We start from the raw sequence: 17,984 nt of genomic DNA on the forward strand, positions 1-17,984 counted from the left end.
GGCTTACTTTTCCACCAAATATTGGTAGTCTTCGAAATCTAGACCTCCTGTGTAGATCTGAATAGAGCGTTTGATGTATTTCTCCGCCTGCTCATCACTAAATCCAAGACCGGTCGCATAGCGAACCAATAAGTGATGCTCGTCTTCATCAATTTGATTGTCAGCAAAGATGATGGAGAACATGTCGTGTAGCAGTTGCAAACGCACCTCGTGAGAGTTCGGTGGATTGATCGGATACAAAGCTGGATCTTTAAGGACTGCTTTCTGCTCAGATTCGTGGATTCCCAATTTACTAGCAAAGCGATCCAAACGGGCCATTTCTTGCTCGTTGAGCTCGTTATCTACTGCGGCAATTCTTACCAAAGCGGCAAAGTGACTAAGGTTTCTTGAGTGTTCGTAACTCTGAAAAAGATTCTTAAACGACATAGTTTTACTTAATTGCTGCAAATATAGCAGTATCTTCTCATTTCTAACAGGCAATCGGCCTCCAATTTTGCTAAAAATCCAAGCAAGGCTACCGCGGGAATTGTCGTATTTTTATAGGGAGCAAAAATTACTCCCATGCCCCTATTGGTTTTTAATAAAAACGGCATTTACTGTCCGCAGGCAGACGTATATCTGGACGCCTGGCGGAAGGTCCCCAAGTGCATTGTAACTCATGGACATTCAGATCATGCTCGTTACGGCCATGGGCAGTATATCACGCACAAGACCAACATTCCCATCATCAAACACCGATTGGGAAAACTTCAGGTCCAAGGTTTGGATTGGAACGAGACCCTTTTGGTCAATGGCGTGAAATTCAGTTTGCATCCCGCAGGCCACATTCCGGGGTCTGCACAAGTACGGGTGGAGTACAAAGGCGAGGTTTGGGTTTTTACAGGAGATTACAAATTACAAGACGACGGGCTCTGCGTTCCCTTTGAACCTGTAAAATGCCATACCTTCATTACCGAATGCACCTTTGGTTTACCCGCTTTTTCTTGGGAACCACAACAAGAGGTTTTTAATGAGATAGATTCGTGGTGGGCGGCCAATAGATCCAACGATGTTACTTCTTTGCTCTTCGGATACAGTCTAGGCAAGGCCCAACGTATTTTGAAAAATGTCAATGCAGACATCGGTCCTATCTACGTGCACAAAACCATCTACGATCTCAACAAGGCCATGGCTAAAGATTTTGATCTGCCAGAATTTACCTTGCTGGATACCTCCATAGATAAAGCGGAACTAAAAGGATCGCTTATTGTAGCACCTCCCGGAGTTCAAAATGCAGCATGGATCAGAAAGATCGGTGCCCAAACTACGGCTGCCGCCAGCGGTTGGATGACCTTTAGAGGCGCCCGCAGAAGACGCGCTTTAGACAAAGGATTCGTGTTGAGTGATCACGCAGATTGGCAAGATCTGCTCACTGCTGTAAAAGCGACAGGCTGCCAGCAGGTTATTGCAACGCATGGCTATACAGAGATATTCTCCCGCTACCTCCGCGAAGAATTAGGCTTAGACGCTAAAACAGAGGCTACCGCTTATGAGGCAGAAACCATAGACCAAACTCAAGAAACCGCCTAAGTCTATGAAAGCCTTTGCTCAACTCATAAAAGCTTTAGACAGCACTAATAAGACCAACCAAAAGGTAGCGGCTCTGGCCAATTATTTTAAAACCGCTGCAGACAGTGATAAGGTTTGGACCATCGCCCTACTCTCCCACCGCCGTCCCAAGCGCCCCGTGAACACTACGCTACTCAGACTTTGGGCTACCGAACTGGCCAACATTCCTGCTTGGCTTTTTGAAGAAAGCTATCATATTGTTGGTGATTTGGCAGAGACTATTGCCTTAGTCCTCCCACATCCTAAAGGCAGTACTGAAATGTCACTGACTAAAGTGGTCAATGAAATAGCCGCGCTCAGCAGTCAAAGTGAGCACATTAAAAAGGCAACCATTTTAGAGCGCTGGGATCAATTCAATTATTACGAGCGCTTTGTCTATAACAAGATCATAACCGGTGGATTTAGAATTGGGGTGAGTCAAAAACTGATGACTCGAGCCCTCGGACAAGCTACCGGCATTGATACTGATGAACTCGCTTTTAAACTCATGGGGAATTGGGACCCTAAGACCATCAGTTTTGAAGAATTGATCATAGCCCCTTCTGAGGCCGCAGCAGTTTCTAGACCCTATCCTTTTTTTCTGGCTCACGCGGTAGAAGGTAAAGTTGAAGAACTGGGAGACATTTCCCAATACAGTTTTGAACATAAATGGGACGGGATTCGCGCCCAAGTGATCTTCAGAGCAGGCACGCATTTTGTTTGGAGTAGAGGGGAAGAATTGGTTACTGATAAGTATCCAGAATTTGACGAATTGCTGGAGCTCATTCCAGACGGAACCGTTTTAGATGGAGAGATCGTATGTTTTCCCAACGGGCAAATTGGCGATTTCAATATGCTGCAAACCCGCATCGGGCGCAAGAACATCAGCAAAAAACTCTTGGAGACCCATCCAGTAATTCTGATCGCTTACGATCTGTTAGAATGGGACGGAAAAGATCTGAGAGATACCCCTTTCGAGCAGCGCAGAAAACTCTTGGACAAACTGGTGAAATCCAAAGGAGAAAATTCTCCGCTCTACCTAAGCAGTACCATGAATTTTAAAAATTGGGAAGAGGCCGCTGCGGAGCGGGAGCGCTCTAGAGAAAAACGAAGCGAGGGCCTCATGATCAAACGCAAGGATTCACATTACGGTGTGGGCAGAAAACGGGGCGAATGGTTCAAATGGAAGGTTGATCCATTTACCATAGACGCCGTACTCACCTACGCTATGCGAGGGCACGGACGTAGGGCCAACCTCTTTACCGACTACACCTTTGCCCTTTGGCATGAAGGAGCTCTAGTCACCTTTGCTAAGGCGTATAGCGGCCTTACTGATGCAGAACTCAAAGAGGTTGACAGTTGGATCAAAAAAAATACTTTGGAACGCTTCGGACCGGTTCGCTCTGTAAAACCCGAACACGTTTTTGAAATCGCTTTTGAAGGCATTGCCGCAAGCAAACGGCACAAAAGTGGAGTCGCCACTCGATTCCCTAGAATTCATCGTTGGCGCAAAGACAAAAAGCCCGATCAAGCCAATAGTTTAGAAGATCTTAAAGCACTAATCCCTGAATGAAGCGCGAGGAACTTTTAAATATCGCCCAGGGCTGGTTTGAAGGCCGCGGATGGAATCCGTTTCCATTTCAAAAACAAACTTGGAACGCCTATTTGCAAGGCAAGCACGGCCTGCTCAATGCACCTACCGGGAGTGGAAAAACTTACGCGCTCTGGACTCCCATCGTTTTGTCTTACATCAAATCCAATCCGGAGTATAAAACCAAACACAAAAAAGGGATCAAAGCCCTTTGGATCACCCCGCTAAGAGCGTTATCGGTAGAGATCCAACAAGCAGCTCAACGTATGGCCGATGAATTGGAAACTGGCCTAACCGTCGGGATTAGAACTGGAGACACCACCCAAGCAGAGCGCGCCAAACAAAAGCGTTCCATGCCGGATCTGCTCATCACCACGCCGGAGAGCCTAATGCTACTTTTGGCCAGCAAGGACTATCCCAAACTCTTTAAAACCTTAGAAGCCGTGGTGGTTGACGAATGGCATGAACTTTTGGGTTCCAAACGCGGGGTACAAATGGAGCTGGCCTTGTCTCGCTTCAAAACCGTTTGTCCTAAACTGCGTATTTGGGGCATCTCTGCTACCATAGGAAATCTAGATCAAGCCATGGATGTTTTGATGGGCGATTCCACCGAGCAGGAAAAACCCAGAGTGCTAATTAGAGCCAAGCGCAAACCCAAGGTCAAAGTCAAATCCATCATCCCAAAGAAGATGGAAACCTTCCCCTGGCGGGGCCATTTGGGATTACATTTACTAGAAGAGATCATTCCCATCATTGAAGCCAGCAAAACGACCATCATCTTTACCAACACGCGCGGACAATGCGAGATCTGGTTTCAGAAGATCTTAGAAAAGCACCCAGAATTGGCGGGTGAACTCGCCATGCACCACGGGAGTATCAATAAAGAAACACGGCTGTGGGTAGAACAGGCCATTCGCAATGAATCGCTCAAAGCTGTAGTGGCTACCTCTAGTTTAGACCTCGGGGTTGATTTTGCTCCTGTAGAGACCATCATTCAAATTGGGGGTCCAAAAGGTGTTGCTAAATTCTTGCAACGCGCCGGGCGTTCCAACCACCGTCCTGGCGAACCGAGTTTGATCTACTTTTTACCCACTCACGCTTTGGAGTTAGTTGAAGCCTCAGCCTTAAAACGCGCTGTGACGGAATCGGTTATGGAAGACCGTACGCCCTTTTTACTCTGCTTTGATGTGCTGATCCAATATTTGGTGACCTTGGCTGTTAGTGATGGTTTTAAACCTGAAGAGATCTTCCCAGAAGTGCAACGCACTTTTTGCTTTCAAGGCTTGACCGAAGAGCAATGGCAATGGTGCTTGAATTTTATCACCAAAGGCAGTCAAAGTTTAGAATCCTACAACGAATACCGCAAAGTGTTAATTCAGGAGGACGGTCTTTTCAAGGTCACCGATCGCAGGATCGCTATGATGCATCGGCTTTCTATTGGCACCATTGTAAGCGATGCCATGCTGCTGGTCAAATACGTGAGCGGTGGTTTTATTGGAACCGTAGAAGAGTGGTTTCTGGGCAAGATGAAACCGGGAGACACCTTTGTTTTTGCTGGCCGAACGCTGGAATTGGTCCGCTTGAGAAACATGACTGCTCAGGTTAGAAAATCTAAAAAACGCAGCAGCAATGTGGTGAGTTTTATGGGCGGACGTTTACCGCTTTCCTCCCAAATGAGTCAGCTGCTAAGAGAAGAACTGCAAAGCAGTAGCGCTTATAAATCGCAAACGCGAGAGTTGCGCGCCCTGAGTCATATTTTTGAACGGCAATTGCAGGAATCCATAGTGCCTGCTTCTTATGAATTCTTGATAGAATCCTTTGAAACCCGAGAAGGTTTCCACGTAGTCTTCTACCCTTTTGAAGGTCGATTTGTACACGAGGCCTTGAGTCATATTTTGGCCTACAGGATCAGTTTGCTGATCCCTATCAGTTTCTCTTTGGCCTATAACGACTACGGATTTGAATTACTCTCAGATCAGGTTTGGGATGTGCAACTCATCTTTGACAACGAGCTATTCACTCCGGAGTATTTGCTACAAGACCTGGAAAAAAGTATCAACGCCACAGAAATGGCGAGTAGAAAATTCAGAGACATTGCCGTGATCAGTGGTTTGGTGTTTCAAGGCTATCCCAATAAGACGGTCAAGACCAAACATTTGCAAAGCAATTCGCGTTTGCTATTTAAGGTCTTTAAAGATTTTGAGCCTGATAATTTACTTTTGCAACAAGCATACCGGGAGACCTTTGAGCACGAACTGGAAGAAGGCCGTTTGCGCATTGCCTTAGAGCGAATTTGTAATCAGGATATGGTTTGGCGTCCTTGTGAAAAGCCTACGCCATTCAGCTTCCCGATCATTACCGACCGTTTACGCGAAAAGATGAGCTCCGAAAAACTCAGTGACAGAATCAAACGCATGCGCGTGCAATATGAAGCCTAAAATGACCAAGACCTTAACTTTCAATTTTGGTGGATTGGATTGTGTAGGACACGCAAGTGGTGCCTTGTTTGTCCCCGACTATGATTGCCTCCTGATTGCCGATGTGCATTTGGGCAAGGTGAGTCATTTTAGAAAACATGGCGCAGCAGTTCCAACGGCAGCAATTCGATCCAATTTTGATCGTTTGGACATCGCAATGGAAGATTTTAAAACCGATCGCATCTATTTTTTAGGCGATCTATTCCACAGCCACACCAACAAAGAATGGGATTACTTTGCAGGCTGGATGGAAGAACGAAAACCCAAAACTACTTTGGTCTTGGGCAATCACGACATCATTCCTTTGAGCCGTTACGATGCCTTAGGTATCACCACCTGTGAGACTGGAACTTTGGGGGATCTAAAACTCACCCACATTCCAGAAGAGAACCCAGAACAGTTCACTATAAGCGGACATATTCATCCCGGAGTTCGTTTACGAGGCGTAGGGAGACAATCCATTAGCTTACCGTGCTTTTTTATAAGCGGCAAACAAATGATCTTGCCCGCTTTTGGGAGTTTTACGGGCAAACATGTATTACGTCCGGGCAGTGATGACCGCATCTACGCCATTGCCGATGGGGAACTTATGGCCCTTCACGAGACGCCCTAATTTGCGTATCTTTATTCAGATGAAAAAATTCTACGCACTCCTCAATGCGGTTGCCTTAGTTGCAACTATTTACGTCAATTACCTGTCCAATACAGGAGCTATAGCAGGGAAAACTATTGGTGGTGTTTCTGACGATTTGAATACCCTCTTCACCCCTGCTGGATATGCTTTTGCCATTTGGGGACTGATCTATTTATTGCTCATCGGTTTTGCGATCTACGGCTTGGTTGCAGCCTTTGGTAAAGTGCGTGATGACTCCTTTCTAGAAAAGACGGCCGGTTGGTTTTTACTCTCTTGCGCGGCGAATATGGCGTGGATCTTTTGCTGGCTTTACGAATGGACCGGATGGTCTGTGGTTTGCATGTTTGTGATCTTAATTGCCTTGCTGGTCATTGTGGTCAAAAATGGAATGGAACTTTACGATGCTGCTATCCCGACCATTGCCTTTGTGTGGTGGCCTTTTGTGATCTACAGCGGATGGATCACTGTGGCGAGTATTGCCAACATCTCTGCCTATTTGCATAAAACAGGTTGGGACGGTTTGGGCCTCTCTGAAGTCACTTGGACAATCGTGGTAATACTCGTTGCGGGAGCCGTGAACTTGGCCGTCACCTGGAAGCGCAATATGCGCGAATTTGCTTTAGTGGGCGCTTGGGCCTTGGGTGCTATTGCGGTGGCCAATTGGCATACCGAAGAGATAGTAGCCAATACGGCAATGCTGGTCATGGGAATTCTAATAGGCAGCAGCACCTTGCACGCCATTAAGAATTGGAAATACAATCCACTGTTCAAAGTGTTGGAATATTACGGGAAGCGTTAAAATTCTCTTTTTGCTTTACAAGTTGTTTTAAATTCCCAAAGGAAGGCAGTATCTTTGCCATCCCATGAGCAAAACGCTGGTACAATCGGTGTTCAAAGAGTCTTCTTCACTAAGAAAACTAGGGGAAGCTATATCCAAAAATCAAGCGAGAACAACACTATCGGGCCTACACGGCTCTGCCTTTTCTATTGTAGTTGCTCAGCTTTTTAAAGAGTCTGAAAGACCATTCCTTTGTGTCTTTAATGACAAAGAAGAAGCCGCCTATCACCTCAACGATTTGGAACAATTAGTAGGAGATCAGGAAGTGCTGTTCTTCCCAGGAAGCTACCGCCGTCCATATCAAATAGAGGAAACCAACAATGCCAATGTATTGTTGAGATCCGAGGTGCTGAACCGAATCAACTCTCGTAAAAAGCCAGCGCTTATAGTCACTTATCCCGAAGCACTCTTTGAAAAGGTAGTGACCCGAAAGGAGTTGGAACGCAACACTTTGAGTATAAAAGTCGGAGACGAACTTTCTTTAGATTTTGTGAACGAAGTACTGTTCTCCTATCAGTTCAAACGTGTTGATTTTGTCACTGAACCGGGAGAATTTTCCGTCCGCGGAGGGATTTTAGATGTCTTCTCCTTTTCTCATGATGAACCGTATCGATTGGAGTTCTTTGGCAATGAAGTGGATAGTATTCGCTGCTTTGATGTTGAGACCCAACTCTCTACCGAACAGATAAAACGCATCGGAATCATCCCGAACGTAGCCAACAAAATGTTGGAAGAGAAGCGCGCCTCCTTTTTGGAGTATATAGCGAGAAAAACAGTGGTTTTTACCGCAAATCAGCGTTTAATTGAAGAAAAACTGGATGATTTTTACCAAAAAGCAGAGGAAGCCTTTGCGGAATTGGACCAGACCGTAAAACAACTCAAACCCGAAGAGCTCTTTATAAACGGCACCACCTTTTCTGAGCTGCTGGAATCCTTTACTCATGTGGCAGAAGTTCCTGCAGACGGTGAGATCAACTTCAAAACACAACCGCAACCCCCCTTTAAAAAGCAGTTCCCTGTGCTGATCAAAGACCTGCAGCAAAAACATGCCAAAGGTTACACGAATTACATTTTTTGTGATACGGTTGAACAAGCCAAACGATTTAAGGATATACTTGAGGACGCCCAAGACGATGTACAATATGAAACTGCCGTGTTCTCGCTCTATTCTGGCTTTGTAGATGCGGAGTCCAAAACGGCTTGCTATACAGATCACCAGATCTTTGAACGCTATCACCGATTCCACCTTAAAAACGGTTACGCCAAAAAACAGGCCATCACCTTAAAGGAATTGACCAACTTAGAAGTAGGCGATTATGTGACCCACATAGATCACGGTATTGGCAAGTTTGGCGGTTTGCAAAAAATAGAGGTAGAAGGCAAATTCCAAGAAGCCATTAAGCTTATTTACGGAGATCGGGACATCTTGTATCTGAGTATTCACTCCTTGCACAAGATTGCCAAATACAACGGCAAAGACGGCACGGCTCCGAAGATCTATAAATTAGGATCCAACGCTTGGAAAAAACTCAAGCAAAAGACCAAGAAGAAGGTCAAAGAAATTGCTTTTAACCTCATTGAGCTATACGCTAAACGGCGTTTGCAGAAAGGTTTTCAATACGCTCCGGATTCTTATCTACAGCATGAATTGGAATCGTCATTTATCTATGAAGACACTCCAGATCAATCCAAAGCCACTGAAGACATTAAGCGCGATATGGAAAGTGAGCGTCCTATGGATCGTTTGGTCTGTGGAGATGTTGGATTTGGAAAGACAGAGGTAGCCATTCGCGCCGCTTTTAAAGCCGTAGATAACGGCAAACAAGTCGCAGTGCTTGTGCCCACAACCATTTTGGCCTTTCAACACCACAAGAGTTTCTCCAAACGCATGAAGCGTTTGCCGGTCAATATTGACTACTTAAATCGATTTAGAACCACCAAAGAACGCAATCAAGTTTTGGAGGATTTAGAAAGTGGTAAACTCGATATCGTGATCGGGACGCATCAGTTGGTCAATAAAGGGATCAAATTTAAGGACCTGGGACTGCTCATTATTGATGAAGAGCAGAAATTTGGAGTGGCAGTAAAAGACAAGCTAAAAACCATCAAAGAGAATGTGGATACTTTGACGCTAACGGCAACACCTATTCCACGTACGCTACAATTCAGTTTGATGGCCGCCAGAGACCTTTCAGTCATCAATACACCGCCGGCCAACCGCTACCCCATTGAAACTCGTGTAATTCGTTTTTCTGAGGAGGCGATCCGAGATGCCTTGCAATACGAGATCTCTCGTGGAGGACAGGCATTCTTTGTGCACAACCGCATTGAGAACATTCAGGAGGTTGCCGGAATGCTGCAACGTCTATTGCCCGACGCAAAAATTGGCGTGGGTCACGGACAAATGGACGGAAAGAAATTAGAGAAACTCATGCTCGCCTTTATGGGCGGGGAGTTTGACATTTTGGTTTCTACAACCATCATTGAAAACGGATTGGACGTGCCAAACGCCAACACTATATTTATAAATAACGCCAACAACTTTGGACTTTCTGATCTGCATCAAATGCGCGGTCGTGTTGGCCGAAGCAACAAAAAAGCCTTCTGTTATTTCATTACACCGCCCTATTCTGCTATGACCACAGATGCGCGAAAACGCATTCAAGCCTTAGAGCAATATACAGAGCTGGGTGGCGGCTTTAAGATTGCGATGAAGGATCTGGAGATCCGAGGCGCTGGAGATATTTTAGGTGGAGAACAAAGCGGTTTTATCAACGAGATCGGGTTTGAGACCTATCAGAAGATCTTGGCAGAAGCCATTGAGGAACTTAAGGAGAAAGAGTTTAAGTCGCTCTATAAAGGAGAGGAAAAGAAGGACAAAAAGTGGATCAAAGAAACCGTCATTGACACCGACTTTGAGCTGTTATTCCCCTCAGAATACGTCAACAACATTAGCGAACGCCTCAATCTGTATCACAAACTGGGCGAGTTAAAATCAGAAGCAGAACTGCAAAAATTCCAAAAGGAATTGGAAGACCGTTTTGGCCCGCTGCCTGAACAGGTGGAAGACCTATTAAACAGCGTTCGCATTAAATGGATGGCCCTAGACCTAGGCCTGGAACGTGTCTTGATGAAAAAGGACAAAATGGTTGGTTACTTCATCAGTGATCAACAATCGGGATACTATCAAAGCGACAGTTTTGGAGCCGTTCTGAGCTATGTGCAGCAGCAACCGGATAAGATCAGCATGAATGAAAAACAAACTCGCTCTGGCCTTAAACTCCTGCTGCGTTTTGGAACCATTCGATCGATTTCTGAGGCCTTAGCCGCCTTAAGTCCGCTGCACTGTCAACTTAAAAGTGATAAAACGCATCCGTGATATGCGTGATTTGTCGCTGCTTGCTGTTGAGCACCACCGCGACAATATCAAAACGAAGTTCGTAATTCCACTGTTTTTGCTGAACAAAGGCGTCCGCCGCTCGTACCATTAATTTGATCTTTTTGGGAGTGACAAAACGCTGGGGATCTCCAAAGAAATCAGAATTACGCGTTTTGACCTCAACAATAACAACCACCTCATCTTTAAAGACAATCAGGTCTAATTCTGCTTTTTTGTAATAGAAATTTCGGGCCAAGATCTCATAGCCCTTTTTTTGAAGAAACTCAGCCGCTACGGCTTCTCCGCGGCGACCCAGTTGTTTGTGATAACTCATAAATAATTCAAACTTACACCTCGGGGAGTAACTTCGAATTGTGCTTGCTGACCAAAGACCAGCGGATAGTTTTTGTGAATATGACCGCTAGGAGCATCAAAAGCCACGGGATAGTCACAGCCATCTACGAGCTCTAAGATAATCTCTTTAACTGTGTTTCCAAAAGGAATGCTGTTGTCGTGAATTTTAGTGAATCCGCCTACGATGAGTCCAGCAAGATCACTCAAAAGGCCATTATTCTTTAAGTTTCTGAGCATACGATCAATGTGATAACGATACTCATCCAGATCTTCAATTATCAAAATTTTTCCAGCGGTTTGCACCTGATACGGACTGCCACACATACTGTAAAGCATGGAGAGGTTACCTCCCGTCACTATGCCTTTGGCTAAGCCTTGCCTATTGGCCGCATTTGGGGCAAACTCCAAAGCGGGAGTTTCTCCAAACAAGATAGACCGCAAATTTTCCAAAGCCTCAGGATGATTGCCCAAAGCCGTTGGCAGATCAGCCAAATCAATAGGCATGGTTCCGTGAATGCTCGCAATCCCTAAAATATGAAGCACGTTGTGAAAGACGGTCACATCGCTATAACCAATAAGCCATTTTGGATTGCGCTTAAAACTCGTCAGATCCAAATGATCCAATAAACGTATACTGCCATAACCGCCCCGAACGCTCCATAAGGCTTTGATCTCTGGATCATTCACAAGCGCTTGCATGGAGACGGCTCGCTGTATGTCGTCACCCGCAAACTGATGATGGGGCTTGTGAATATTATCGGCCAAAACTGCTTGCAAACCCCAACTTTCAAGGAGCTTCAAAGCAGGCGCTAATTGCTCCGCAGTAATAAAACGCGCAGGGGCAATTAAACCCACGCGATCTCCAGCAGTCAAAAATTGAGGTGTAACCATCCGTAATTGAATTACGTCAAAGATGCAGAAATGATAAGAATACTCAAAATATAAGCAATTAAACCAGTCATTTATCAGATTTTCAGTACATTGAAACAAAAAACCTACTAAGCCAAATTGCCTATGGAAGCTACTACTCTATGCAATACGTCGCCTATTACCCCATTTGCTGCTACAGCAGAGAACCCTTGGGATCTAAACAAAGCGATGCACGTTACGCGCAGACTTGCCTTTGGTGCCAATCAATTGGAGCTTGACAATGCGCTTACCTTAACCCCTGAGGCCTTTATTGATCAGCTGGTGGACCAAGCGGTCACCATGGAACCCACAGCGACTCCTCCTTGGGGTTATTGGAACCTCACCAATTTTACTGATTACGATACAGAAAACAACGAATACATTGAAGCTTGGCGTACCCAAACCGCGAGCGATTTGATTCAAAACAAACTCAGAGATCGATTGACCTTTTTCTGGATGAATCATTTTGTGACCGAGTTGGAGACCTATTTCTACTCGCCTTATATGTTTCAGTATTACAATATTAACCAGACGCATGCCATTGGCAACTTCCGTGATTTCGTTTCAGACATTGGGAAATCTGGTGCCATGCTGTTCTACCTCAACGGTTTTCAAAACACCCGTTTTGAGCCCAATGAGAATTATGCCCGAGAACTCTTTGAACTCTTCACCCTTGGTTTAGACAACAACTATACAGAGACAGACATTCAGTTTACCTCTAAGGCTTTGACCGGATGGAATCACTGGGCAGAGGTAGGCGACGCCATTTATTTTGACGAGTCTACTTGGGACCCGAGTGTGAAGAACATCTTTGGGCAGGCGGGAATTTGGAAGTACGATGACGTGATCACCATCCTCTTTGAGCAGCGCCCAACGGAGATCGCAACTTTTATCTGTACCAAACTGTATAAATTCTTTGTGAGTCATGAAGTGTCTGAGTTTGCTTTGACCGATATCATCGCGCCTTTAGCAGATACCTTTATCGCTAGCGATTTTGAGTTGGCACCAGTTTTACGCCAGCTCTTTAAGAGTGAACATTTCTTTGACGAACTCGCCCAAGGAGTGGTAGTAAAAAGTCCATTTGATTTTTTATTCAATTTTACTACCGAAGCTGAACTAACCTATGACGAAGCCATTTTAAATGGATTGACCTATTACGCCGCAGTCTTGGGGCAAGAAATGTATGAGCCTGTAGATGTTGCTGGATGGCAACGAGATCACGATTGGATTTCCAGTAGCACGCTGACTGGTCGCTGGCAGGTTATTGAGCTGTATATGTTCTACATCTTGTCTAACTACCCAGAGGACCTACGCAATTTAGCCATCTCACTTTCTGGCGATAGCAACGATCCTGAATTCATCACCACGGTGATCGCGGACCGTTTATTGGGTAAGCCCTTCCACACCATTTCTGATTATGAAGTGGCCATTGATATCTTTAAAGGAGACATTCCTCAAGGATATTATGACGACGGAACCTGGAATTTGTATTGGGACACCGCTCCCGGACAAGTTGCCGGATTATTGATTCACTTGGCGAAAGCCCCAGAGTTCCAACTAAAATAAAACTGCTATGTGTAACAATCACTTTTCTTCATCAAATTATAAGAAGCTGCACGATAAGCAGCACGAACAGGAACACAACCACTGGAGTCGTCGCTCATTCATTCAAGCTCTTGGGCTTTTGGGTGGTGGAACAGTAATGTTGGGAGGAACCAATTTGACGGTTTCCAATCCCTCTCCGCTGGCTATGGCTTTGACCGAATCCGAGAATGATAATATTCTTGTGATCATTCGCCTTAAAGGAGGTAATGATGGCCTAAATACCATTGTCCCTGTTTACGATTACGATACTTATGCGGGCTTAAGACCAAACATTCGCTTGGCAGAGAGTTCGCTTTATGCTTTAGACCCAGACTTTGGACTGCCAGATTTTATGAGTCCACTGCAATCTGTTTGGGGTGACGGACGCATGAAAGTGGTTCATGGAGTCGGTTATCCGGATCAGAACTTTTCGCACTTTGAATCCTCAGATATTTGGGCAAATACAGACACCTCAGATCCAGGAGATACTGGATGGTGGGGACGCTATTTTGAAGAGCTTTATCCAGATTATTTGGTCAATCCGCCAGAGGTTCCTCCAGCGATCCAAATTGGAAGTATTGGAAATCTCATTTTTGATGGATTGAACAGTAACTATGCCTTTACTGTGGCCAATCCGGATCAATTGAGCTCCATTGCCTCTACCGGAGTTGTCCATGATGTAACGGACATCCCTGAGTGTTATTACGGGGATCAACTTCAGTTCTTAAGGGCTGCCACGAATACCACCTTTGCTTATGCGAGTGTAATTAACGAGGCCTATGAAGGAGCCACTAATGACGCGCCTTATGATACCAGAGACCTGTCCAATCAGCTGGCAATTATTGCCCGTCTGATCAAAGGAGGCCTGGGAACTAAGGTATTTATGGTTACTCTGGGTGGATTTGATACGCACGCCAATCAGTTGGTAACACACAATGAGATCATGAATGATCTGTCATTGGCGGTTAAGAATTTTTATGACGATCTAGCTACTGCTGGCTGGGATGATAAAGTACTTTCCATGACCATTTCTGAGTTTGGAAGACGTCCTTTTGAAAATGGAAGTTTAGGAACGGATCACGGCTCTGCTTCTACCATGATGCTCTTTGGAAGCGGATTGGGAGAAAGTGGTTTTGTGGGTTCACACCCCAGCTTGTCTGCAACGGATCCCTTCGGGAATTTGATCTTCAATCAAGACTTTCGAAACATCTATGCCACCATCATGATTGAATGGTTGTGTATTGATGAGACTACTGTTAATGCAGCCTTACTCAATACAGATTACACCTTGGTAGACCTTGGTTTTGCTTGCAATACGGCTTCTGTAAATGATTTTGAGGAAGTCAATCGCTTTGCGCACACGGCTACTTACCGAGACAGCAGTACCTATATCAACTTCAATATGCCTTTCTCGGCGCATGTTAAGGTGGTGCTCTATAATATTGTTGGACAGGAGGTAGCTACCTTGACCAATGACATGAAATTCTCAGGAGCTCATGAGATCGATGTGAAGAATTCTGCCAATACACGATTACATACCGGACAGTACATCTATCGAATTACCGTCGGGGAACAGAACTTTAGTAAATCCATCGTGATACGATAAGACTTTAAGCCGCGCCAGTCGCGGCTTTTTTTTACCTATTTTTGTGCTTTGTTTCAAGAATCATGGCACAACCCAAAAGATATACCATAACGGCTGCCTTGCCGTATACCAACGGACCCATTCATATTGGTCACTTAGCAGGTGTATACGTTCCAGCTGATATTTATGCACGCTATCAACGTCTGCAAGGACGTGACGTTGTTTTTGTTTGCGGTAGCGACGAACACGGAGTAGCGATCACCATTAAAGCGAAAAAGGAAGGAATTACTCCACAGCAAGTAGTAGATCGTTACCATAAGATCATTAAAGACTCCTTTGCTGATTTTGGGATTTCCTTTGATGTGTATTCGCGCACATCAGCGCCAATACATCACGATACTGCCAGTGAATTCTTTAAACAAATGCACGCGGACGGAAAGTTCATTGAACAAGTTACCGAACAACTTTACGATGCCGAAGCCGATCAATTTCTAGCCGATCGATTTGTCATTGGGACTTGCCCAAAATGTGGTTTTGAAGCGAGTTATGGAGATCAGTGTGAAAACTGCGGTACCAGCCACAATGCCACCGATCTTATCAACCCTAAATCGGCCATTAGCGGCAGTACCCCAACATTGAAATCCACCAAACACTGGTTCCTGCCGCTCGACCAATACCAAGAATGGCTTAACGAGTGGATCGTGGAAGGCCATAAAAAAGATTGGAAACCCAACGTACACGGACAGGTCAAGTCTTGGATCATGGATGGACTCAAGCCTCGTGCCGTAACTCGTGATCTGGATTGGGGAATCCCGGTACCTGTTGAAGGCGGTGAAGGCAAAGTACTTTATGTGTGGTTTGATGCGCCTATCGGTTATATCTCCGCCACTAAAGAATGGGCAGAAGCCACAGGAAACAACTGGGAGCCTTATTGGAAAGATGAGGACACCAAGTTGCTTCACTTTATTGGAAAAGATAACATTGTGTTCCACTGTATCATCTTCCCGAGTATTTTAAAGGCTGCCGGTGATTATATCATGCCAGACAATGTGCCTGCCAATGAATTCTTGAACCTGGAAGGCAACAAACTTTCCACTTCAAAGAACTGGGCAGTTTGGCTACACGAATACTTGTTGGACTTCCCAGACATGCAAGATGTATTGCGATATACCTTGACGGCTAACGCGCCGGAGAGCAAAGACAACGACTTTACTTGGAAAGATTTCCAAGCGCGAAACAACAATGAATTGGTTGCCATTTTTGGAAACTTTGTGAATCGCGTAGTGGTCTTAACTCATAAATATTACGACGGTGCAATTCCTAGCCCTGCCGCATTTACTGAGGCGGATGAGCAAGTACTTGAAGGAATCAAAAGCCTAAAGATAGATATTGAATCCTCCTTGGAACAATACCGATTCCGCGAAGCCTTGAGCATCTTGATGAAAGTAGCCCGTAGCGGAAACGAATATCTGGCCAGTCAAGAACCTTGGAAGAGTATTAAGACCGATCAAGAGCGTACCCAAACCGTTATGTTTGTCGCTGCTCAGATCACAGCTGCATTGGCAGTACTCGCAGAGCCTTTCCTACCGCATACCAGTGAAAAGCTTAAAAACATGCTTCACCTAGATTCAGAAGCTGTGAATTGGCAAAACCTTGCCGCGAGCAGCACTTATTTGCCAGCAGGTCATACAATTGCGACCAATCAACTTTTATTCTCTAAAATTGAGGATGCACAGATCCAAGCACAATTGGACAAACTAGAAGCGACTAAAAAAGCCAACGAAATGGAAAACGCCCAAGCAGAACCACAAAAAGACACCATTCAGTTTGATGATTTTACCAAAATTGACATGCGCGTCGGCACGATTTTGAAGGCTGAGAAAATGGCGAAGACGAAAAAGCTCATGGTCATGGAAATAGACACAGGTATTGACACACGTACCATCGTTTCCGGTATTGCTGAGCATTATACGGCCGAAGAATTAGTGGGTAAACAAGTGACCGTATTGGTCAATTTAGCTCCAAGACCGTTACGCGGTGTAGAAAGTCAAGGGATGATCCTTTTGGCAGAAGACGCTGACGGTAAATTGGTATTCATGTCTCCAGAAGAGGCTGTCAAAAACGGCAGTAGCATTAGCTAAATGATCCGCGTTGCTTATCATCCCATCTATAAGCATCCGCTACCCTTAGGGCATCGTTTCCCGATGCAAAAATACGAGCTGTTACACCGACAACTCCTGCATGAAGGCACTTGCGACCCAGAACAATTCTTTGTTCCTGGGAAGCCCAATATGGAGGCTATAAAGGCAGTCCATGATCCGCAGTATGTAGAAGATCTGTTAGCGCAAAACATAGAACCTCGAGCCGCCAGAAAAGTGGGATTCCCCATGTCTGAAAAGCTCATTGAACGAGAATTTACCATTGCGCAGGGAACCTTAGAAGCTACGCAGTTCGCCTTGAAGGATGGTTGTGCACTCAATATTGCTGGGGGCACGCACCACGCTTTTAAAGCCAGTGGTGAAGCTTTTTGTTTGCTGAATGATCAGGCGATTGCTGCTAAAAACCTTATTCAAAACGCACAGGCTAAACAAATCTTGATCATTGACTTGGATGTCCATCAAGGGAATGGGACTGCAGAGATCTTTGAGGGAGACGATAGTGTGTTTACCTTTTCCATGCACGGAGCGCATAACTACCCCTTCCGCAAGGAAAAATCAGACTTGGATATTGGACTTCCAAACGATACTGAGGATAAGGAATACCTAGAGATCTTAGCATTTCATCTTCCAAGATTGATCGATAAGGTTCAACCTGATTTTATCTTTTACCTCAGCGGAGTGGATATACTGGCTACCGATAAACTCGGCAAACTCGCATGCAGTATGGAAGGCTGTAAAACCAGAGATCGGATGGTTTTAGAGGCTTGCCACCAAAGAGAGATTCCCGTGCAAATAAGCATGGGTGGTGGTTATTCTCCAGACATCAAGATCATTTTAGAGGCGCATGCCAATACCTACCGCCTGGCCCACGAACTTTGGAACTAGTC

Annotated in this window: 13 protein-coding genes; 10 read left to right on the top strand and 3 right to left on the bottom strand. The window is 45.2% G+C overall.

Annotated elements, in window-relative coordinates; translation table 11 throughout:
- Nucleotides 1–3: 3 nt before the first annotated feature.
- The gene (locus POW22_RS01020; RefSeq protein WP_272830536.1) at nucleotides 4–426 is read right to left on the bottom strand and encodes a tellurite resistance TerB family protein; all 423 of its coding nucleotides are present in this window, start codon (nucleotides 424–426) and stop codon (nucleotides 4–6) included.
- Nucleotides 427–561: 135 nt separating this feature from the next.
- Between POW22_RS01020 and POW22_RS01025 the strand changes: the two genes are divergently transcribed.
- From POW22_RS01025 to mfd, 6 genes are all read left to right on the top strand, one after another.
- Nucleotides 562–1,569 carry a ligase-associated DNA damage response exonuclease gene (locus tag POW22_RS01025; protein ID WP_272830537.1) on the top strand — a complete coding sequence of 336 codons (1,008 nt, stop codon included), beginning with the start codon at nucleotides 562–564 and terminating at the stop codon, nucleotides 1,567–1,569.
- Nucleotides 1,570–1,573: 4 nt separating this feature from the next.
- Nucleotides 1,574–3,160 carry an ATP-dependent DNA ligase gene (locus tag POW22_RS01030; RefSeq protein WP_272830539.1) on the top strand — a complete coding sequence of 529 codons (1,587 nt, stop codon included), beginning with the start codon at nucleotides 1,574–1,576 and terminating at the stop codon, nucleotides 3,158–3,160.
- The gene (locus POW22_RS01035) at nucleotides 3,157–5,616 is read left to right on the top strand and encodes a ligase-associated DNA damage response DEXH box helicase (RefSeq protein ID WP_272830540.1); all 2,460 of its coding nucleotides are present in this window, start codon (nucleotides 3,157–3,159) and stop codon (nucleotides 5,614–5,616) included. The genes POW22_RS01030 and POW22_RS01035 overlap by 4 nt, the downstream gene beginning before the upstream one ends.
- A gap of 1 nt (nucleotide 5,617) precedes the next feature.
- Nucleotides 5,618–6,268 (top strand): ligase-associated DNA damage response endonuclease PdeM, encoded by a 651-nt coding sequence (pdeM, locus tag POW22_RS01040; protein ID WP_272830542.1) that lies wholly within the window; start codon nucleotides 5,618–5,620, stop codon nucleotides 6,266–6,268.
- Between the two features lie 19 nt (nucleotides 6,269–6,287).
- Nucleotides 6,288–7,088, top strand: a complete 801-nt coding sequence (locus POW22_RS01045) for a tryptophan-rich sensory protein (protein ID WP_272830543.1) — start codon at nucleotides 6,288–6,290, stop codon at nucleotides 7,086–7,088.
- Between the two features lie 64 nt (nucleotides 7,089–7,152).
- Nucleotides 7,153–10,506, top strand: coding sequence for a transcription-repair coupling factor (gene mfd / locus POW22_RS01050; protein WP_272830544.1), 3,354 nt, complete (start codon nucleotides 7,153–7,155; stop codon nucleotides 10,504–10,506).
- Here the strand turns inward: mfd and POW22_RS01055 are convergent.
- Together POW22_RS01055 and POW22_RS01060 are read right to left on the bottom strand one after the other, a co-directional pair.
- Nucleotides 10,481–10,840, bottom strand: a complete 360-nt coding sequence (locus tag POW22_RS01055) for a YraN family protein (RefSeq protein ID WP_272830545.1) — start codon at nucleotides 10,838–10,840, stop codon at nucleotides 10,481–10,483. The two genes, mfd and POW22_RS01055, sit on opposite strands and share 26 nt — an antisense overlap.
- Nucleotides 10,837–11,751 carry a S66 peptidase family protein gene (locus POW22_RS01060; protein ID WP_272830546.1) on the bottom strand — a complete coding sequence of 305 codons (915 nt, stop codon included), beginning with the start codon at nucleotides 11,749–11,751 and terminating at the stop codon, nucleotides 10,837–10,839. Before POW22_RS01060 ends, POW22_RS01055 begins: the two co-directional genes overlap by 4 nt.
- A gap of 123 nt (nucleotides 11,752–11,874) precedes the next feature.
- Between POW22_RS01060 and POW22_RS01065 the strand changes: the two genes are divergently transcribed.
- The 4 genes from POW22_RS01065 to POW22_RS01080 all read left to right on the top strand — a co-directional run bounded on the left by POW22_RS01065 (nucleotide 11,875) and on the right by POW22_RS01080 (nucleotide 17,982).
- A complete protein-coding gene (locus tag POW22_RS01065; protein ID WP_272830548.1) occupies nucleotides 11,875–13,335 on the top strand; it encodes a DUF1800 domain-containing protein in 1,461 nt (486 codons plus the stop codon).
- A gap of 7 nt (nucleotides 13,336–13,342) precedes the next feature.
- A complete protein-coding gene (locus POW22_RS01070; RefSeq protein ID WP_272830549.1) occupies nucleotides 13,343–14,959 on the top strand; it encodes a DUF1501 domain-containing protein in 1,617 nt (538 codons plus the stop codon).
- Between the two features lie 62 nt (nucleotides 14,960–15,021).
- Complete coding sequence (metG, locus tag POW22_RS01075; protein WP_272830550.1) at nucleotides 15,022–17,079, top strand: methionine--tRNA ligase; 2,058 nt, start codon at nucleotides 15,022–15,024, stop codon at nucleotides 17,077–17,079.
- Nucleotides 17,080–17,982, top strand: a complete 903-nt coding sequence (locus tag POW22_RS01080; protein WP_272830552.1) for a histone deacetylase family protein — start codon at nucleotides 17,080–17,082, stop codon at nucleotides 17,980–17,982.
- The last annotated feature ends 2 nt before the right edge of the window (nucleotides 17,983–17,984 follow it).

Source organism: Gilvibacter sediminis (assembly GCF_028561565.1).
Classification (GTDB): Bacteria; Bacteroidota; Bacteroidia; order Flavobacteriales; family Flavobacteriaceae; genus Gilvibacter; species Gilvibacter sediminis.